Origin of the sequence: Labrenzia sp. PHM005, assembly GCF_006517275.1 — a bacterium.
Lineage (GTDB): Bacteria > Pseudomonadota > Alphaproteobacteria > Rhizobiales > Stappiaceae > Roseibium.
The window spans coordinates 1-19,450 of the sequence record NZ_CP041190.1 but is presented as its reverse complement, the minus strand read 5'-3'; the positions used below and the strand labels follow the sequence as shown (position 1 = coordinate 19,450).

Below are 19,450 nucleotides of genomic sequence, written 5' to 3'. Positions count from 1 at the left end.
CGATCCGGGGCAAAACGATAAGGGGTGGAGGTGGAGTAGGCATGCCCCGCCTGCTTTGCTGGTGAGCTTTGCACTTAGTCCTTCAGGCTATCTGTGTAGGTCATGGATTTGCGCTCCGGATCCTCGTCCGTGCGCGGCCTGCTTTATCAATTCCAGCCTTATCGAGAAGCCTGCCAGGCGCCGGAAGAATTGCAAGACGGACGTTGTTGCGTTCTTTGCAATTCCCCCTCTTCGCGCCTGGCCTTTTGGTTTCACGGGCTGGAATGAACCAGGCCGAAAACGAAAGGACGAAACATGTCACAAAGTACAAACAACACACCACTTGAAACCCTTAGAGATGGCGCTGTTAAAGTCACCATCTGGGAAAATCAAAGCCAAAAAGGCATTTGGTATTCTGTTGAGCCAGGGCGTGCTTACACAGATGCCGAAGGGATCGTGAAAACCGCTACGTGGTTATCCAAAATGGATATCTTGAAACTGCGCCGTTTATTGGATCAGGCTTATGATCGGATCAGAGAAATCCGTTCCCAGAGGATTGCCTAAACTGGCACCACAGCAATGCTATCCGTTTTGAAGAGCTGGCCGCGTAAATGCGACCTGCTCTTTTTTCGTTTTTCAAACGCCAAAAGAGCAATTTTGGCTCATCTACGTTTCACCAAACCCGCGCTGAACGCGGGATGCGTAGGGCTAATTCTGTAATCATTTGACATAGTTAGGCGATTTGTGGCAAATTTTCCGTAATTGAGAGTAGCCAGATGTGTTTTTCATACCGAAAAACGGCACTATCATACCGCGTTCCGCTGTATTTCCGTGCATCTGGTGAGGGCTTTCGCGCCCTTCAAACCTCGATCAGGCTAAGGGGTGTGCCCCCTTCCTGAACCAAACCTGCACCAACACTATCGAGCGTTGGATTGCGACCAGGATTTTCGTTCCTGGAGACGACCAAGGGGTTTCCCTTGGATGAAACCAAAGAGCCTCCGAGCTGCTTTGGAAACATGGCAAACCTTGCGCAGGTTTGATGTGCGGCAACACAGGCCGGGTGTTGCATTCCGGGGAAGGGTTTCGCCCCTTCCAAGGCGAGGAGCGTTCCGGCGCTCCACTGACGGCCAAGGGAGCGCCCTTGGAGGCGAGAACAGGGAAAAGAGGATGGCTAGACCGAAGAAACACGAACACGAACGCCGGGACGCATCAACGCGCACCGATCTAACGCTTGCCGAAAAGACGAAGCTTGCCGAGCTTGTTCGTGAATCCGGTCTACGCAGTGAAGCTGAATTTGTGCGCGCCGCTATTTTCAGCGCTAACATTCACCCCCCTGCTCGCACATCCTCTGTGGATCCAGCCCTTATCTCCGAACTCAATCGCATAGGGGTGAACGTCAACCAGCTTGCAGCATCCGTGCACATGGATCGCGACTTTGTTCAGTACTGGCGTGAGATTGGCGATGCGCTCAGCAATGCCCTTGAAAAGGTGATTGCTGATGGTTCCTAAGCTCCACGCCAAAGGATCCAGCTTTAAGGGAGCGGCCTCGTATTTGCTGTATGATAAAGATCGTGCGCCGAGCAGCGATCGCGTAGCCTGGACACAGACCCGCAACCTTGTTTCGGAGGATCCAAACACGGCTTGGAAGATCATGGCGGCTACCGCTCTTGATCAGGCACGTTTGAAGCAGCAGGCAGGCGTTAAGAACACCGGGCGCAAGTCCGATAAGCATGTGCTTCATTTCACTCTCGCATGGCATCCGGATCAGGATCCGGATCGTGATGAAATGATGAAGGCAGCTAATGGAGCAATCAAAGCCCTGGGAGCATCTAAGCACCAGGCTTTGATCATTGCGCACAACGATGAAAAGCACCCTCACCTGCATGTCATGATCAACCGGGTTTCGCCGCAAGATGGCAGGCACCTCAGCTCTTCCAAGGAAAAGCTGAAGCTCTCGAAATGGGCGCAAGCCTATGAAGAGGAATCCGGACAGGTTCTTTGCGAACAGCGCGTGACAAATAACCTACTGCGCAGCCAAGGGCATTATGTGCGCGGCGAGAAGAACGCCCCGCGCCATATCTTCGAGCAGCAAAAGGCCGCTGCAGCGAACGATAACCCGCATTATGAAGCCGTGCGCGAGGGGCAAAAATCCAAAGATGCGGATATTGCCGGGCGTGGCCGCGATCAGGCTAAACGCCACAAAGCGCAATGGGACGAATTGGATCAATCGCACCGCCAGAGCAAAGCGGGGATCCTGCACGGTGTTAAGCGTGACATGGCGCGCGCAGGCCGGAAGATCCTGGAAGACTACAAGCCCAAGATCACCGAAACCCTCAAGCGTCAGCGCGCCGAGGTTAAAACCTTCGATGCGTTGGAAGCGACATTGTTTGGCCGGGCAAAGAACGCAGTAAGCGGTCTTAACCTGCTGAAGCGTGTATATGGCGATGAGCGCGGATCCCTACTCTCTCGCGGCTTCGCTGTATTGACCAGGGCGAGCGCGCGCCGTGAGCTGATCGATAAAGCCCATGCAAAAGAGATCCGCGACTTGAAAGTTGCACAGAACAAAGAAACCAGAGCCGAGCGCGCCAAAATCAAGGAGCGCGGCCGGGACAGTTTAAGCGACCAGGATAAGAGCTTTACGGCAGAGCGTAGCGCCCTGGTGTTTAAGCAGGGGCTGGAAAGCGCAAGCCTTCGCAGTGAATGGAGGCAGCGCCGGAAGGATCGCGCGAGCGCCTGGGATAAATTCGCCGAGTTCAGCGCTAAGCGCAAACGCACTATGGGCGATTTTAAAGCCGCTGGGGCGAAGAAAGACAATGAAGGTTACAAAGCCTCTGTGCTTGCCCGTCAAGCGCGCCTAGCGGCTCGTATGAGCCGAGAGGGCGAGAAGGATAAAGATTCCAAGAAGGATCGTGACACGGATACGTAGGAATTTGATCCTGTGTTGGGTAATTTTCTCGGGCTTAGAGAAAGCTTCCTCGAAAGGATGCCACAACGGAAGAAAGTATTTTGAGATGTCTAAAACGATAAGAGCACATTTTATTGCAATTACCGCAGTGTTTGCCGAAATGCTATTATCAGCCGTGTCGGCGGATGCGGCAGAGTTTAAGAAAATGGGATATACAGGCGAATACGATCACGAACAGATGTTGGAAAAAGCAAGAGAAGCATCCAAGAACGGCAATGTCGTTGTTTTTGTTAATTCAAAGCATGAGCTTTTTCGCAAGGCAGTTACAATTGGTTTCAAGAAATTTACTATAAACGCGCTAAAAGCTGGGGCATCAAATGATGCTACTTTTACCGTAGTTTATGGAGAAGACGTTGATGGATCTCCTGAAATACAAGATGTAGATTTTTATATAAACGGTATTAACTTACATTCATTTCGGGTTGAAGATTTCAATAATCAGCCTGCGGAACTTGCTAAGGCTACAATTCAGCATGCTGAAGTCGCCATAAATAAGCATTTAGATGCAATGAAGAAGACCGAGTAAAAGTACCTAATTTTTCGATACGATTGCTCGTCAAAGTATCCAGTTTCGCTGTTTATGGACTGAGCTTAGGGCTTCTCAAAACGATCCATCAGGATTTCAAGCATATCCGCATAGCTGCGGCGGTCGTCTTTGCACATTTGTTTGAAGCGCATAAGGATCGCCTTATTGCCTTTGATATTCATTTGTCCCTCTTCAGGTGCCTCGCGGCTTGGGAAGCTGGAAACACTATCAACGGCGCGTTTGGTGTCCACTGCTGGTTGCGTGGGTTTTGGCTTGGGCTGAAAATCGTCAAGATCGCCTAGATCCATATCCAGAGATTGTCTGTCACCGCTCATTATGCCACCTCACTTGTTGCTTGTGCTTCGCGGTTTGCTCTGAGCTTTGCAATAACCTCGTCTCTGAAGCCTTCCAAATTCAGGATTGCCTTATCCAGGCCGCCGACCTTAGACGGGTTCATATCGCGGATTGTGCCTCCAATCGTGAACATGGCCGCGAAGGCATCACGTTCAAAAATCTCAATTGTGAAACAATCGATCTTCGGGTTTTCCCGGAATTGCATTGCGATGTGTTTTGCTGTGCGTGATTTCACGGCGGCTTTGCTCTGTGTGAAGAGCGTTGCATACGGAATTTTGCGCCGTGTCGCTTTCATATCCCGATGAATTTCCTGAATAACATCCAAAGCTGCCATAGCGTCTTGTTGCTGTTCTTTCAGGGGGATGATCACAAGATCCGATTGACTGATAGCGTAGCTCATCAGTCTCGACGCTGTACCTTCTAGGTCGATAATGACGAACGGATCTTTTTCGGACGCGGCCTCGATTTCATCGAGAATTGTCCGTTCGGAATCGTTTGTCACGACGGTCAAATTATCGGGCTTACCGTCCATCTTACCCCATGTGGTCACAGGGTGGCGCGGATCGGCGTCAATGATTGTGGTGGGTTTAAGTTCCGCCAGGGCGCAAGCAAGCAACAATGCACTTGTTGTTTTTCCGCTTCCGCCCTTGCTGTTGGCAAAGGTGATAACAGGCATGATTTCCTCGAATAATTGAATTGATACAAGAACGCAGTGATGGGTATGGTACCATAAGGTATCTATCAATACCATAGGGTAAGGTATAGTACCATACTTACTGATACCTCATGGTACCATGAGCTACCTTGCGGCTCCGTGCTTCTGGACATACCATTTCACAAAGCCAACAAATGATCCTTCAGGGTTGGCTGGTACTTCACCCTTTTGGGCGAGCATCGCCCGCCAATCGTCCTCAAGCGAATACGTATCCCAACCAGCAGCTAGTTTTTTTGCCGCTTCATGCACGCCTAGCTTGAGTTTGACTTTATCTATGGCCTTTGGTGCTGGTTCGTAGGCCTCTGAAAATTCGCGCTTAGGCCGGATTTTCACAAGATCCCCATCTAGTTCAAAAACATAGTCAGGGATATGGCGGTGCTGCTGATTATCTCTGATGATTTTTGTCAACATTCTGCGGAATTCTGGAAGGGTAGAAGCCGATCCGGTGATTTCGTAGAGGGTTTGCACCTTGTAGTGAAAATAGCTTTTCTGCCCGCAGGATTTGCGTGCAATCTCATAGAGGCGGCGCTCTAGCGGTTTGCGCAGCCGGAAATAATCCCGTGAGATCGTGAGGATATCGCCGCCTTTTTCGCGGATTGCATTAAAGACCCAATCAGAAAGCGTGATTTCCACCTCTTGCATGCGACCATCACGGGTTTCCTTTATTGTCTCTGCAGAGTCTATAAAGCTGAACACCTTCCATTGCTCAGCTCCTCCGGTGACGATGTTCGTTTCTATCTGCGTGCTTTGTAGACGTGCTAGTGCTGCCTGCAAGAGCCTATAACCTTCACCGCTGGTTTTTCGGTTGGTGGTTCGCAATAGGTCATGTGCTCGAAACCGCATCTTGCGATCAATTTTTCGACCATCATTGATGGCAGCCATACATTGCGAGATGCAGTAAATAAGAACATCACGATCATGCACAGTGGCTGCACCGTCTGACCCTGGTTTGACCTTTAACCAGATTGCGCCCTTGCTGTATTCCCGAATCCGATAATCTGGTTTTGTAGATAGAGTGAAAAGGGGATGAACCATCGATGCCGTATCCGCTTTGGGCGCAGCATCAAAGATGTCGCACACAAAAAAATCCGGTTCAGGATGCCTGTCCGGTAGTAGCGGGGAGAGATCGCGTTGTTGTTCGGTCTGGTTCGTCATTTCACACACAGACTTTCGTCATTTTACACATAGGTCAAGAAATTCGTCATTTCACACATGAATTCCGTGCGGATAACTTTTGTGCCCTATTCGTCATTTCACACATGCGGCTTCGTCATTTCACACATGTATTTTCGTCATTTTACACATGAATATATGCCGTGGGCGCTTGTTTTTTCTTTTTTTACAAACACTTGTCATTTCCCATAAATCGGAAACACAGATTCAAACACAATTAAAACACATAGCCTCTTGGCTACTTTCTACAAAATATTTCCAGCTATTTTGTCTTTTCAAACATAGCCGCCTATACGGCGGCATAAACGGAATCCGCTTACGCGGATACTTTAACGGAGTTTCGCCCTCATGGGCGCTACGCGCCCCGCGAAACAAATTTCTCTCATTAGCTCGCTCACGCTCACCAAAAAGCAGGGGAATTTCCCAGCCTTACGCCTCTTTCGACGTTTACGATCCATCACCCAGAACCATGACCACAAGGGACGCTTACGCTCCTTGCCCTTGTGCTCAGAACCATGTGTGACGGAACGACACTCAAGCGAAAGCGGCTCCGAAAAGCAGGGAAAACAAACAACCCTCAACCCGAATAATCGGGATTAAAAAGCTCTATGCAGTTATCTGCCAACCTTTTCATGTCATGATCCAGTGTCGACAAACCGATGTGATCACTTGGACTCGACAGAATAAGTTCCGTGATTTTTTCAATCTCTTCAATTTGCTCGGTCTTATCTGGATGATCGAGTTTCAAGGTATTGATTGCGGTTACGGTTAGAGCCGCCAGTTCAAACCCCGCGCAGATGGGGCGGTTTAATGATCCGAAATCAATGCGCGGATCACGATGGATTTTATAATTCAGCAGCACCCGCGCACTAGCTGAAATAATAGCCGTTTCTAGGCTTTCATTGTCCATCTAAGACCCCGAACCGAGCGGCTCAAACGGGTATTGAAAATCGCCTGTTGTTCGCCGCCGTTCGAGAACTTCGCAGATGAACTCGTTGTATAGCTGCGCCAGCAACAAGGAATGTTCTTCCCTGAGTTTCGCAGCCAGTTCCAGAAACTCCGGTTCATCCTCGTCAGGATCATTCAACGCCTTATCGGTCATGATCACCGTTCCGGAGCAGGTGTGCATTCGTTCCAGAAGATGATTCATATCGCGGTCGCTTTTCGTCATTTGCATTTCAAAGCCCCCAGCAGTTGGATCGCAAATTTTGAAGCGCAGTCCTCAAGCTGGTCTTCGATTTCTAGGCGTTCGCCCACATTGACAATCGCCCTAATGCCTAGGGCTTTGCCTATGATTTCTGGCATTCGGCGAGGGTCTTCCAAAAAGCCCCGCGCTATATCCCTGTCGTGCTTGATGACAAATTCGGCCAGATTGGCCGCGCAGCCTGTCAGGTGCGCGCGCCAGGCCATGCGCTTGATCGGGCAAATGGGCTTACCGCTAGTCGTGTGCTCGCAGTGTAAGAGCTGCCAGAAGCCGATTACATTGGTGCAGGCACAACGGAGCTGTTGCCCCGTTTCATGGTCATGAAACTGGCTCATGGTGGCCTCTTGCCGATGGAAAGCTGATACTTTAGCGCCCCGCTTCCTCTAGGCTACCAACCCATGATTCAAAGCTTTTGGAATGCAATTCCTGATTCCGAACTGGAAGCTTTCAACCGTTGAAAGATCAGCACTATTTCAATTCGCCGGGTCAAAATTTTTTATCCGGCATCCCATACGGCAGGATCTTCGACCCCTTGGAAGGGGTGTAAGGCAAATACGGGGTAATTGTTCACATGTGGAATAGTGATCAATCATACAAACTCTACGCTTCTGCCAACGTAAGTTGGCAATGCATGCAGGAAATCCAATCGAAGTATTTTCCGTTTCCTGTGGGTCATTTACGTAATAATGTTGCCATTTTGTTCCGAATCGCCACATATGAACGACGAGGGAGGGCGACTGGACATATTTAGTAATAAGTGGACGTAGTGTGACCAAAAAAAGCTATACTGAGCATATTGGTAGGCGCGCAGCCGCAAATGTCTTTCACGCCTTTGACTTTGCCAAGAATACCGGGCATCCGATGAACACCTACACTGTCCTGCATCTGCGTGATCAGGATAGTGCGAGTGTGACAACTCAGTTTACGAAAATTAGGCGGAAATTTCGGAATTGGTACAGCTATCACCAGAAGAAAAACAACTGTGCCATGCTGCCACCAATCTATACATACACATTTGAAGCCCCCACTGGGGCGGTGCACGTAAATTGGGTGTTGCATATACCGGACGCCATGTTAGCGGAGTTTCAAAAAAAGCTCCCAAAGTGGGTGGAAAAGGTCACAGGTGACTTGCAGCCTTACGACATCAAGACTGAGCGTATCACGCCGGGCACTGACAAACGCGTGGCAAACTACTGCAACAAGGGTGTTGATCCGCTCTACGCGGAGCACTTCAATCTCAATCAGATCTCTGCACCACAAGGCCGGATTTACGGACGGCGGGTCACCGTCAGTACTGCAATCAGCAAGGCCTCTCGTGAGGCTGTGGGCTTCAAGGCGAAATACCATCGCAATGACCACCAGAAAGGCCGTATCTGGCAGTTTCCTTCTTGAAGCGTCGAAGGCTGCGTTAATGTTCTCCAAATAAGCTCCTGCCATAATCCTTACCCAAACATTAGTGAGGTGTATCGATTATGGACAAAGAGCAAAATAGCTTGGACTTTCAAATGCCTGGAGGGTTTGCATTTCGAGCAAAAGGCAAATGGGCTATCTTCATCGGAGCAGCATTAGTTCTTGTTCTATTTCTGGTGTAAGGCTTTGAAATAATGAATCTTTTATCAGGATTTGTAATTGGTGCGGATTTTTCTTGCAATGATGGTCGAAAATCACCCATATTAGAGGGGACATGACCGGCCCCACTGCACTCTGTGTACGGGTCGGTCTTCTTATTTCTAATATTTGAATTGTGGCTCTATATCCGAAACCATTCCTATCTCTTGATGACCAAGTTGCGCTTTTAAAACAGCGCGGAATGGAAATTACGGACGAGCAAAGAGCGAAATCCTACCTCTCCCACATCAACTATTATCGCCTTAGTGCGTATTGGTATCCTTTTCGGGAAAGCCAAACCATTACTGATCCCAACACGGGCAGGCAACGAACAACGATCCTGGATACCTTCAAGCCAGGCACACATTTCAGTCATGCCCTGGATCTCTATATCTTCGATAAGAAACTACGTTTGATGGCGCTCGATGCCCTTGAACGTATCGAAATTGCCTTGCGGGCGGATCTTGCAATCCTGCTTGGCCAACGTGCTCCCCTAGCACACAGAGATCCTGCGCAGCTTCACGGGCATTTCTCCCGTCGTCGCCGTAATCCGCAAGCCGAAACCGAACATGAAAAGTGGCTCCGGATCTTGGATGGAAAAGCTGTGAGATCCCGAGAGGATTTCGCGCAGCACTTCCGGCGCAAATATCCAGGCGCAGACATGCCAATATGGGTGGCTGCGGAGCTCTGGGACTTTGGAGCCCTATCGCACCTCTATGCTGGTCTCTTGCAGGCTGACAGAGACGCTATTGCGCAAAGTTACGGTGTGCCGGATGGAAGGATCTTCGAAACGTGGGTTCGTGTTCTCAATGATGTTCGGAACATCTGTGCGCATCATTCCCGGCTTTGGAACAAACCGCTGGTGAATATCCCTCGTATGGCTGGGCCGGGGGATATTCCGGCCTTTGACCACATCCAGGCGGACAGAAGGGCTCAGACGCGTGTCTATGCCGCCCTAGCGATAATGCGTCACATGGTCGGCGTGATTAATCCGAATTCCTCCTGGTGCCTATTCTTGTTGGAGCATTTGGGCACGTTTCCGGACAATGCCTATGTTTCGCTAAAGAACGCCGGGTTTGCCGATGGCTGGGAACAGCAGGTGATTTGGACTGGGTAACGGAAAACGCTTCTGAGCACAGTGAGCACGTCGAGGACGGCGAGAACGTGGAGCACGGCGAGCACCGTTATTTCTTCATAAGTCTCACAATATGTGGTTGAATTCCATACCCCAGAAACCAACTCAGACTCTGAGTTGGAATTAAATTTCCTTCTCAATTTCCCAAAAAGGCATGCGCGGAAAGGCGAAATTCGACTTAAAATTTATAAGTCATTGAAAAATAAGGATTTTTTCAATACATTAAATCTATGCTGAGAACAGCGGAAATGTTGCGGGTCTCCACATCCTGTGACGGCACTTTCGGCGCAGGGCCAGGGTCCAAACCTGGCCCATTTCCCTATGAAGAAAGGTAACGCATGGCAAGGCGGCAGACAAAAATCAAATCCCGGACCTTGGAGCTTAGAGCCAAGCTTTTCCCTGATTTAAAGGAAGAAGAGCTTTGGGCGCGGCAGAAATATGATGGGTTCACCACTATTCCCCGTACAATGCCCTTGGTCATGTCGATTATCGACGATCTCACGAAAGGCGCTCCGGCCAGCTCAACCTATTTGGAGCTTTGGGGCCGGGCTTATGATGAGATGTATGTGCCCCTCAATAATCCGGATGTTCATGCATTTCATGCTGGCTTTACAGGCCAGAGAGCAAAACGGACGTGGGTTCAGCGGATAGAATCTTTGGCAGAGTTGGGGTTCATTTACACGGCGGGTGGGACATCGGGCAAACATGCGCACGCTGTTATTGTAAACCCGCATCTTGCATTAAAGCGCCTTAAGGATAAGGGGCAGCCAGGTCTAACGACTGATAAATATAACGCCCTTGTGGAACGGGGAATCGAAGTCGGGGCCAAGGATGTGGATGCGGATATGCCGGAACCGCCGCCTGTTCCTCCTATCAAACCAGTGGCGAAGAAGACAGCAGCGGCGACCTTCGCACAGATTAGTACAAAGTGATTGAAGATCACGGCAGATAGGATGGATTTACATGGACGCAATCACGAAAACCGATGATCCCACAGAGGGGCAGACTTTACAGAAAATCGAAGCATACCTTCGAGGCGTCCAGGCTGATGATGAGGTCGTCATCCGGAACACGCATGGTGGAATACTAACGTTTGAGATTGCGAAGGTCACAGGGACCAAACCATCATCAGGTCGGCTCTATACCGACCTTTCCGGCGGATATGGTGGATGCGCCTGGTACATGAAGAGCGGGAAGAACACCTACTATCCAGGCGGCCAGTCGCAACTTTTCATTCCGACTGACGCTATTCGGGAATTTATGAATGAGCATCCAACCGGGATGTGGACCTACAAAACATATAGCCCTGAATAATTGCCGCGAGAGTATTTGATGTTTCGGTCGATGATTGTTGCATTTCTGTCCATGAGTGCCGGTATAAACATCGCATTTGCCGAAGAAATAGGACGAGTGAAGAACAGGACTATTATTCACACCTTGTCGCGTCTGGTCTCAATACGAATGTGATGCTTCCGGGGCTACCAACTGGGCCGTGGGACCAAGCCTTTCAACCTTTAGCAATAGCTTGGACATACGTTGAAAGACCCCGGAAACAAAGAATAGGAAGGAGTAAAAAAACTCCTCCCCTTATCTAGGTTCGAAATGTGTCTTTTGTTGCCTTAATCATCTCCACCAAAGGAGTGCTCTCTCTAGCTGCTTTTAAGTTTGAATTACCGAACGATGTGGCCCCTGTTGCCATATATGTCAGCACAGAATGAACCGACTGGCATGGGCTGAACCGGACCAAAGCGACCGTATTGAGTTGCACAGTAATTACCAATCATGCGACGAGGCTCAGTGTAGCGCTCGTTATAATGCTGGTTCCTTCCAAAACCTGGGTTCGAGCCAGGCAGAATGCGGTCAACAATTCGTTGAGCGAAACGATCCATGGGTGAACCAAGGGCACCATGACCCCGGTCGATTAAATTCGCTGCATTCCTATCGATCCACCCCATCTCACAGGCGGCGTTCGTAAAAAACCCTGAAGAACAACTAGCAAATGCACTTGTGGCAGACATTGAAATAGTTGCTACAGCAATAATCAATTTCATTTTCATAGCCTAATCTCCTCACGAATTTGGCTTTCAAATGGTCTGGACTTGGTAGATCCATCGCACTTGAGTTTACTTTGCGTGGTTGACGACCTCTCTGGCCGCCGACAATTAGACTGTATCGAACCCATTCTTACACGAACCTTATCGAAGGATTAAACTTCGGTAAGGTTCAAATTAACATGCTAAATTCGGAAATTACTTGGCACAGCACCGTCGTATAACAGATGCATATTTCAGTACGTTTGCCACAGTTAGCTTCGATTTCTGCCTAGGGGCTAATGCCCGAAGAGAAAAATCTACACTGGGGGAAATCGTTTGTGGTGTAGCTCATCCAGTGAGGCGGCAGGTGCAAATATCATAACTTTTGCAACACTTGCCAAAAATTGCTTTGTTGCTTCTGCTGAGGTTATGTTGATTTGCGTTGTTTTAGGAGGTCTTATGGCAGATTTTATTTTTCCAGATAACAATACGGTGTTGTTAACCTCGCTAGGTATTTCAACAGTTATGATAGGCGGAGGCATACTTTTACTGAGAAGCCTGAAAGAAAACAGTCCTCTTGCGCCCCATGCTTTACAATTATCAGGGTTGACTTTCATTGCTCCAATACTTTTAGTTATGTCGCTTGTCACTGACTTACCTAATGAAGCATTGGTGGGATTTATAGGCACTATTGTAGGTTATTTCTTTGGTGTTTCTAAAGTGCCTCCTGACAAAAAATAAAATCTCTCTATGTGCAAAAGTCATAAATTTTGGCAGCTTTTCTTCACTATGATGCTAGCGAAGACCTTCCGTTCGAGACTGTCTGGCGCGCAGTAATCTTGACATTAGGAGCTGTTGCGGCCATAAAGGTCATGTCATGGGTCGCCACACTCCCGCAAGGGGTGGAAAAGGGCGGCCCTTCTTCGTTCATGGACTATCCTTGCGCCCCTACACCAAACCTCACGCGTTACCCGCAGATCGCGTCCAGCACTTGAGATCGAAGGGCTTGATCATCTCTCGCCCGAATGTTGCGGCTCAAAAAATCGAAGCGATTGGCTATGAACGTCTAAGAATCTACTTCCTTAGCCGTCGCGATCAGCCTGGTAGGACATTTCGCACAGGTACCACTTACAGGGACATAATTCAGCTCTATGAATGCGATGCACGGTTACGTGAGCTCGCCTTCGAGGCAGTAGGGCGGTTTGAACTTGCGTTTAGAAATGTGATCTCTGAGGCTCTAAGCGACCGCTTTGGGAGCCATCCCTACTATAACAGGACCGCCTTCAAAGATGCGAAAGCGCATAACCAAGCCCTTAGCCAAGTCATTCAAACCTTTGATAAATCAAAGGACGAACGCGCCAAGCACTATCGGCAGACTTATGACCCTCCTGCCCTTCCTCCTATCTGGACATTTAAGGAGTTTCTAACTTTCGGTGGTGCAGCACGTTTGTACGCTTCCCTTAACGGACCTCTGAGAACAGACGTTGCCAGAGCATTTGGTGTGCCACGACTCCCGATCTTTGAAAGCTGGGTGCTATGCTTTGTAGATTTACGAAACATCTGTGCGCACCACGACAGACTGTTCAATCGTCGGTTTCAGAAGCAGCTACAACATCTTCCTCGGGAAGGTATTCCTGCGGCGGCCAATAATACCTTGAAGGCTCATCTCGAATGCCTTGATCACGCTTTAGCCGCGGTAGGAGAGCAAAGCGGAAGTGTCGCAAAGGCTCAACGGCTTATGAATTTGCAGAAGTACGCTGCGGTGAGCCCGGCAGAGGCAGGCTTTTAGGGCTACTCATTGCCAAAATTTGTGTTCGTATGATCGGTGCGCCAAAATCTTAGCGCAAGACCGTTGGCACCTTCCTAGGTGCTGGTGCAGATATCATAAGTTTTGCACCAGTGCTCTAAACTCTTATTTTTCAAGCGGTTCAGGTGGTGCGTTTTTACGGTGCAAAAGTAGGGCGGAATCTGCTATTATTTTCACATGAAAATTGGATATGCCCGCGTCAGTAGTATCAATCAAAACCTAGATCGTCAGATCGCCGCCCTTCGCGCAGAAGGGTGTGACAAGATCTTTCGCGATAAAGCCTCTGGAAAGTCTCTCAGAGGCCGTCCGGAGCTTGAAAAAGCGATTGATGCCCTGGGAACTGATCATGTCCTTATTGTCGCTGAATGGGACAGGGCAACCCGTTCTATGATGGATGGTCTTGGTATCATGCAGCGCATTGCCGACCGGGGAGCGCTCATTAAGGTGCTGGACAAACCACACCTAGATTTAACAACGCCTATTGGTCGCGGATTACTGGTCATGCTTTCTGCAATGGCCGAGGATGAGCGCGAGCGCATCATAAGCCGCGCCGAAGATGGCAGGGCAGTAGCCAGAACCAAGAATGTGAAGTTCGGTCGCAAGTCTAAGCTGGATGAGCACCAAAGGCGCAAAGCCTTAGAGCGCCTTGCAGCGGGTGAATCTGCTCGTGAAATTGGCCGTGATTTTGGTGTGTCTCATACGACTATCAGCCGTTTGCGCTAGCCGCGTAAATTCTCTCGTTTTAAAGTGCTGTAGCGCATCCACTCCGGATGCTTAAATAAACACGGCATATTATAGAGATTATCATTGGCATACCCGTATTCCGCTTGGAGATCTTCCTCCATTTGACGTGCGGTGAATCCGATCAATGAATCGATAAAATCCTCTACTCTTGTAGGGCTGTTTGGGTCTGTTTCTTCTTCCCATGTATCGGTAAAGAGCAAATACAATGGAAATCCAATTTTTTCAGAAAGATACTCAAACCCGTCCCAAATGGCATCGTTTAAGGTCAGCAAAATTTCTGTTTTATGGTCGAGCCAAATCTTCTTTGTTGTGAGTTTCGATCCGGCTCTATAGATGCGCTTTGTTGCAAAACCGGAGAAGTCGAGGTTATGAGTGATCATGTTGGTTCTCCTAGTTGCGGATTCGGTGGTCGCGTGAAAACTACGCCCAGACGTTCGGCCTGTTCCATTCGTCGCGCATGATAATTTGCCTCCGATTGTTCTTTCATCCGGATCGATTGACGATCAAATTCGTCCATAAGAGCGCTATAGTGATCAGGATCTGATACACCAAGGTTTAGGCCGCAGGTCGTGTTCTCTTCAATATGAAGATAAACGCCTTGATCTTCTGCTATTACTGTTAAAATTTCAGTGGCTTTATTTCTTTGTGAAATATTCCTGAACTCTACTTCAAATGAAAAATTATCTATTAAATCCTTCATGTCGATCAACACTGTAATTAACTACAGTTATATTGTGACATTACTTGAATATCAATTGCAAAATCCCTCGCCTTTTTCTTTCCATATCAATGCGTTAGGCTTTCTTATGGAAAGAGGGGGGCGATGCATGGCAGAGCGGGAAACATCTTTTGCAAAGAATGTTCAGCTAGATAGTTACAAGCAATCTTTGCTTGATCGCGCCGAGCGTTTGGGCGTGACGTTTAATAACGCATCATCCAATGAAGCCAAGCAGAGCCAGGGCGATAAACAAGGCTCGTCTATGGTCGAGAAAGACCAGCCGAAACACGTCAATCGACCGCCTGAGGAAATGGCCAAAGCTGCCGACCGTCAAGCGTATGCTAAGGGGATGCGGAACGATGACAAAGCGGCAAAGACGAAGCAGGCAATGGATAGTGAACGCGCAAAGCGTTTGATAGAGAAAGCCAAGGCCGAGCAGCAGAATAAGGATCAGAACAACAACGGCATGAAGAACAGCATGTGACTATTCTTCAGCTTCTATCTGCGCATCTATCTCTTTTATGTACTCATCATATCGCAATAGGAGGGCATGAATTTCATTTCGATAGTGAGGCATTAAAGGCAAGCTGTCCTCTAATATTCCAACTATATGAAAAACATTATGGTTTACAGACCATGCGAATAGGTTTTTGCTGTGCGCCTTGTATAGCCAATAAATGGCTTTGTTGACGTCCTTAAATCTCTCTGATTGGCAAAATAAATTAGCTAACTGACTAAAGAATAACTCTTCGATTCCGCCTGGTTCATCTCCACTCTCGTCAAAGAACCAATTTAGGTATTCCTCTACCTGCGAAATGGCACCCTCTACAAAGGTTTTGTCTTCAAAAAGCTGCTCATGTTCAACTACGGCATTGGCGGCGCTAACGTCGCGGCGTTCGAGAGCTTTTCGAAGCCAAAAAGTTGCTTCACTTATGGATTTTTTAGTATTGTGAGAGCCTTCTAAGTAAAAGCTGCCCAATCTAAACATAGAGTAGCTGTCATTAACTTCGGCACTCGTTCTAAGATATCTTTTAGCAAGATTAGGCTTATAAGAAAGAGCATTTTTATCAAGGTAGAGTTCTGCCAGCCATCTAAATGCTATTGTATAGCCGTTGTCACCTGCTTTTTTATACCAAGCAGCAGCTTGTTTATCATCTTTGGGAAATTCCCTCCCTGATTGATACTTCTTCCCAAAAAGGAACATTTGTGTTGGATTGAATTCTTGAATCTGTTCCAGAAGTGCAATTCGCTCAAAAACTTCGTTACTTGCACCATCTTCGTTGAAGACTTTGAGAACACGACAGTTGTGCAAGTCATATTTGTTAGTGTATTTTTCTTTGCAAGTCTCTTCATCTTCACCATCAACAATGTGGTATAGAATATCTGGATTGTTGTTGATTATATTACCTTCTCGTAGAAGGTAATTTCCGTGTTCATCTTTGAAATATTTTACACAACTGCTGTTGGCGTTGCTGTGAATAGAGAAAATACGTTCCCTATCTTCTTTGGCAATATTCACGCCAGTCAACAAATTTTCGTGTATCGAAATGGTCGGGATATTATAGTGAAACAAAATTTCCAGGAAATTTTGCATTGTATATCTATCGGACTGTGAATCGTATTCATGTCTGGAGCGAGCGCGTTCGTTGCGCTTTTGTTGCATTTCTTCAGATGCTTCGTGCTTTCTTTTTGCTTTCGACACAAAAAGAGGCTCTAGGTAACTAGCCCAGTGTTTTGATTCATCCGTTTTGTATTTGAATGTTCGTTCTTTTATTAGAGAATTTTGCTCGTCGATTTTGCTGATAGAAATTTCAACAAAATGCTCATTTTGCTCAAGGAGGATGGATTTACCGTCTTCACACCAGACGATTTTTGCTTTGTGGTTCAATTCAGTGCAGGGGGTTATCTCGTCGGGCAACGGCACCCCTGGTTTCTTTTGATTGGCAAACCAATAGGAAAAATACTCTGTGTTCAATAATGCGTGGTAGATGAAATCTGCTGGAGCATTGACGGTGATCTCTTCTTCAAACTCCCACAAAATACCCTTGTCGGGGCAAGAGGAGAGATTATTCGGCAGCGTTGTGAATGTTGCGCGGACTTCACCAGGACAAGCCACTAAGATCGCTTTTTCTCTCGTGTTGATGTCTGGCGTCGGTCGAAACTTTTTCCTGGAGATTGTTACTGGTTGCTGAGGAACAATTGGTTCCGGCAAAATATCGGGTTCTTCGACCGCCTCGACAAATGGGTGTGCCGGGTGGGGATCGAAGCAGCGTATAAATGCCGGATCCTCATCATAATTTGTTTTGCGGACATGGAGTGGATCCCGTCCGGATATTTTGACGAGGGCTAGCCCTGGATAGTAGGGCGCATCTTTTTGAGTGACGGCGGCAAAGAATTGATCCGCTTCGTTAGAAGGTAAGAGAGGGCGTTTTTGTACGGTTTCGGCGATGCCTGCCCCGCGTTGCATTCCTTGGGCGCGGCTGAATTGTTCGCTAAACTGTTCTTGCTCCGATACGCCGGAGCTTTCAGACCAGTTATTGCCCCCGCCCTTGCTATTTGACCAGTTGCTGCCGGAACTTTCAGAGTTTGACCAATTCTCCCCACTGCTTTGATTGGTCGAATGAGATGTGTTGCTGCCGTAGCTTGTATTTTCACCAGAGTTATAGCTGTCACTTGACGAATAGTTGTTTCTTCCGAAAAGCAAGCTTGTATTGAAATTTGAGCCAGTGCTGTAGCCTGAGCTATGCCCTTGGCTACGATTTGTCCCTCGAGACTGACTGGATCCTTGGGAGGTGTTTCCCCCTTTAGATTTTTGGGTTCCGGTACTGTGGCCTTCACTATCCTGCCAGGTTTCATTTCCACCTTTTGAGGTGTTGGTCGTGGTGCCGTGGCTTCGTCCTTTGGTCTCGCCCGTGGTTGATTGTTCGGAGGTGCCTTCGTTAGCGCTGCGAACCTCGCGCACGACTTCCATTTCGCCCAGGGCTTTTTGCAGATATTCGCGCGTGGTGTTGTCATCCATGCCGAAATAGATCTGCAACCCGGCATTCCCAAGGAAGGTTTCCCACCCTTCCTTGTAGAGCCGTTTGAGCTGCGGCAGGTTTTGCACCACCGTCATGAGTTTCACGCCTGCTCCGGCAATCTCAGCGGCTGCTTTTTCCAGCCGTTCCATTTTGCCCAGGGCTGGGAACTCATCCAGGCACATAAGCAAAGGGTGGCCAGTTGCTGGCACGCCCTGGCTGGCTTGCATCTGTGAAATGACGCTGGCGACCATGACCCGTTGCCAACGGCCATAGGTACCCATGTCGTCAACGGGCAGGCAAAGGAAAATGCTATGTCCGTTTGGATCCGTTTTTAGATCTTGGATATTCAGTTCATTGCGAACCTTTTCGCTACCAACCAGGGTTTCGCGCATATACGGATCATCGATCCAGGCTGTGTTTTCGACCGCTGATGTACGGACAGATTCGAAATACTCTCTGTGATGTTCCAGAGATTCGAGAAGGCTAGCGCCTTGATCTGCGATCACGCCGTTACAAGCTGGGTTATGTGCGATTGCATCCCACAAACAAATCATCGCAGAGGGTACGGATTTCTCATCCGCGCCCATTTCTAAAAGGAGTTTGCGCGCATTTCTGTCGCCGGCAGTGAGAAGCCGGCGCACGGTCACAATGGAACGCAAATCCTGGCCGTGTTCGTCTTCACCGTCAAAATCTACAGAGGTCATGACATGCAAAATGACGGTCGTGATCATCTGCTGGCCGCGCTTAGCCCATTCACCACCTTTGGAATCTTCAGGTAGTACCGTGGTCGCTTCTGCGATCCGTGCGGCCATGCGTTGCAGGTTCGGACTATTCGGATCCAGTACGCTAAGAGGATCGAAGCACGCGCGGTGTTCCTGGGCAACGCTTGCGCAGCCGAAAGGATCAAAGACAAAAACTTTTTGTCCAAGCCCATCGCAATAATCGGATCCCGCACCCCGCCTGTTTGCCAGGACTGTCGCGTTTTCTCCTTTGGGATCCACGACGCAGATCGAGCCAGGCCAAAGAGCCAGATTATTGATGATGAATGATCGACCTTTGCCCGTGCGCGTTCCGGCGCACAGGAGCACATGCCGATCATCTTTATATCCCAGAGCCTGGCTTGAATTGAGCGGATTGCGGCCAAGCCAAATCGCGCCTGGCTCATAGGGCATAGCCTCTGCGGCAATAAAGGGGTTCGCCCATCTCGCAGTACCGACGCTAGGTTGCCAGTTGCCATGAGATTGCATGGCTTCTGTCATTAGGTTTTGAGCTACTTCTGGACTAAGAATTCTAGAAATTTTTGGGTCTATGGAAATGTCTAGTGCAGTGCTTGTCATGGGCTTTGCATTTATCCGGCAATGTCTGAAAACAACCAGACGTTACAGCCTGGGTGTTTCTTCTTGAAGATCTTTTTTGCTGCTGAATAAATGCCTGCTTCGCCGGAGCCGCTTATCGCTTTTGCCCTCACC

Annotated in this window: 22 protein-coding genes; 12 read left to right on the top strand and 10 right to left on the bottom strand. The window is 48.5% G+C overall.

The window, feature by feature from the left end:
* Window positions 1–294: 294 nt before the first annotated feature.
* The 4 genes from FJ695_RS00110 to FJ695_RS00095 all read left to right on the top strand — a co-directional run bounded on the left by FJ695_RS00110 (window position 295) and on the right by FJ695_RS00095 (window position 3,470).
* Window positions 295–543: a hypothetical protein gene (locus FJ695_RS00110; protein ID WP_141183551.1), complete on the top strand. Its 249-nt coding sequence runs from the start codon at window positions 295–297 to the stop codon at window positions 541–543.
* A 603-nt stretch (window positions 544–1,146) separates the two neighbouring features.
* Window positions 1,147–1,488, top strand: coding sequence for a hypothetical protein (locus tag FJ695_RS00105; RefSeq protein WP_141183550.1), 342 nt, complete (start codon window positions 1,147–1,149; stop codon window positions 1,486–1,488).
* Window positions 1,478–2,905 carry a relaxase/mobilization nuclease domain-containing protein gene (locus tag FJ695_RS00100; RefSeq protein ID WP_141183549.1) on the top strand — a complete coding sequence of 476 codons (1,428 nt, stop codon included), beginning with the start codon at window positions 1,478–1,480 and terminating at the stop codon, window positions 2,903–2,905. The genes FJ695_RS00105 and FJ695_RS00100 overlap by 11 nt, the downstream gene beginning before the upstream one ends.
* 85 nt (window positions 2,906–2,990) lie before the next feature.
* Window positions 2,991–3,470 (top strand): hypothetical protein, encoded by a 480-nt coding sequence (locus FJ695_RS00095; RefSeq protein WP_141183548.1) that lies wholly within the window; start codon window positions 2,991–2,993, stop codon window positions 3,468–3,470.
* A gap of 65 nt (window positions 3,471–3,535) precedes the next feature.
* Here the strand turns inward: FJ695_RS00095 and FJ695_RS00090 are convergent, their stop codons facing one another.
* From FJ695_RS00090 to FJ695_RS00065, 6 genes are all read right to left on the bottom strand, one after another.
* A complete protein-coding gene (locus FJ695_RS00090; protein ID WP_141183547.1) occupies window positions 3,536–3,778 on the bottom strand; it encodes a hypothetical protein in 243 nt (80 codons plus the stop codon).
* 26 nt (window positions 3,779–3,804) lie between these two features.
* The gene (locus FJ695_RS00085; protein ID WP_141183546.1) at window positions 3,805–4,500 is read right to left on the bottom strand and encodes a ParA family protein; all 696 of its coding nucleotides are present in this window, start codon (window positions 4,498–4,500) and stop codon (window positions 3,805–3,807) included.
* Between the two features lie 123 nt (window positions 4,501–4,623).
* Window positions 4,624–5,694 (bottom strand): replication initiator protein A, encoded by a 1,071-nt coding sequence (locus FJ695_RS00080; RefSeq protein WP_141183545.1) that lies wholly within the window; start codon window positions 5,692–5,694, stop codon window positions 4,624–4,626.
* Between the two features lie 595 nt (window positions 5,695–6,289).
* Window positions 6,290–6,622, bottom strand: coding sequence for a hypothetical protein (locus FJ695_RS00075; RefSeq protein ID WP_141183544.1), 333 nt, complete (start codon window positions 6,620–6,622; stop codon window positions 6,290–6,292).
* The gene (locus FJ695_RS00070; RefSeq protein ID WP_141183543.1) at window positions 6,623–6,883 is read right to left on the bottom strand and encodes a hypothetical protein; all 261 of its coding nucleotides are present in this window, start codon (window positions 6,881–6,883) and stop codon (window positions 6,623–6,625) included. It lies immediately after the preceding gene.
* Window positions 6,880–7,251, bottom strand: coding sequence for a hypothetical protein (locus FJ695_RS00065; RefSeq protein ID WP_141183542.1), 372 nt, complete (start codon window positions 7,249–7,251; stop codon window positions 6,880–6,882). The genes FJ695_RS00070 and FJ695_RS00065 overlap by 4 nt, the downstream gene beginning before the upstream one ends.
* 433 nt (window positions 7,252–7,684) lie before the next feature.
* Here FJ695_RS00065 and FJ695_RS00060 point away from each other — a divergent pair, with 433 nt between their 5' ends.
* From FJ695_RS00060 to FJ695_RS00045, 4 genes are all read left to right on the top strand, one after another.
* Window positions 7,685–8,308 (top strand): hypothetical protein, encoded by a 624-nt coding sequence (locus FJ695_RS00060; RefSeq protein WP_141183541.1) that lies wholly within the window; start codon window positions 7,685–7,687, stop codon window positions 8,306–8,308.
* A 418-nt stretch (window positions 8,309–8,726) separates the two neighbouring features.
* A complete protein-coding gene (locus FJ695_RS00055) occupies window positions 8,727–9,641 on the top strand; it encodes an Abi family protein (RefSeq protein WP_141183540.1) in 915 nt (304 codons plus the stop codon).
* A 392-nt stretch (window positions 9,642–10,033) separates the two neighbouring features.
* Window positions 10,034–10,591: a hypothetical protein gene (locus FJ695_RS00050; RefSeq protein ID WP_209010652.1), complete on the top strand. Its 558-nt coding sequence runs from the start codon at window positions 10,034–10,036 to the stop codon at window positions 10,589–10,591.
* Window positions 10,592–10,622: 31 nt separating this feature from the next.
* Entirely contained in the window at window positions 10,623–10,973 is a 351-nt protein-coding gene (locus tag FJ695_RS00045; RefSeq protein ID WP_141183539.1) for a hypothetical protein, read from the top strand.
* Window positions 10,974–11,329: 356 nt separating this feature from the next.
* Here FJ695_RS00045 and FJ695_RS00040 read toward each other — a convergent pair whose 3' ends face one another.
* Entirely contained in the window at window positions 11,330–11,716 is a 387-nt protein-coding gene (locus FJ695_RS00040) for a hypothetical protein (protein ID WP_141183538.1), read from the bottom strand.
* A gap of 435 nt (window positions 11,717–12,151) precedes the next feature.
* Between FJ695_RS00040 and FJ695_RS00035 the strand changes: the two genes are divergently transcribed.
* The 3 genes from FJ695_RS00035 (at window position 12,152) to FJ695_RS00025 (ending at window position 14,222) form a co-directional block, all read left to right on the top strand.
* A complete protein-coding gene (locus FJ695_RS00035; protein WP_141183537.1) occupies window positions 12,152–12,433 on the top strand; it encodes a hypothetical protein in 282 nt (93 codons plus the stop codon).
* 265 nt (window positions 12,434–12,698) lie between these two features.
* On the top strand, window positions 12,699–13,481 hold the full coding sequence (locus FJ695_RS00030) for an Abi family protein (protein WP_247653639.1): 783 nt from the start codon (window positions 12,699–12,701) through the stop codon (window positions 13,479–13,481).
* 195 nt (window positions 13,482–13,676) lie between these two features.
* Window positions 13,677–14,222 carry a recombinase family protein gene (locus FJ695_RS00025; protein WP_141183535.1) on the top strand — a complete coding sequence of 182 codons (546 nt, stop codon included), beginning with the start codon at window positions 13,677–13,679 and terminating at the stop codon, window positions 14,220–14,222.
* Here the strand turns inward: FJ695_RS00025 and FJ695_RS00020 are convergent.
* Both FJ695_RS00020 and FJ695_RS00015 read right to left on the bottom strand, forming a co-directional pair.
* On the bottom strand, window positions 14,219–14,623 hold the full coding sequence (locus tag FJ695_RS00020; RefSeq protein ID WP_141183534.1) for a hypothetical protein: 405 nt from the start codon (window positions 14,621–14,623) through the stop codon (window positions 14,219–14,221). The genes FJ695_RS00025 and FJ695_RS00020 overlap by 4 nt on opposite strands.
* Entirely contained in the window at window positions 14,620–14,943 is a 324-nt protein-coding gene (locus FJ695_RS00015) for a hypothetical protein (RefSeq protein WP_141183533.1), read from the bottom strand. The genes FJ695_RS00020 and FJ695_RS00015 overlap by 4 nt, the downstream gene beginning before the upstream one ends.
* On the opposite strand from FJ695_RS00015, the gene FJ695_RS00010 reads away from it, so the two are divergent.
* Entirely contained in the window at window positions 14,942–15,445 is a 504-nt protein-coding gene (locus FJ695_RS00010; protein ID WP_141183532.1) for a hypothetical protein, read from the top strand. The genes FJ695_RS00015 and FJ695_RS00010 overlap by 2 nt on opposite strands.
* Here FJ695_RS00010 and FJ695_RS00005 read toward each other — a convergent pair whose 3' ends face one another.
* The gene (locus FJ695_RS00005; protein WP_141183531.1) at window positions 15,446–19,318 is read right to left on the bottom strand and encodes a type IV secretory system conjugative DNA transfer family protein; all 3,873 of its coding nucleotides are present in this window, start codon (window positions 19,316–19,318) and stop codon (window positions 15,446–15,448) included.
* Window positions 19,319–19,450: the final 132 nt, after the last annotated feature.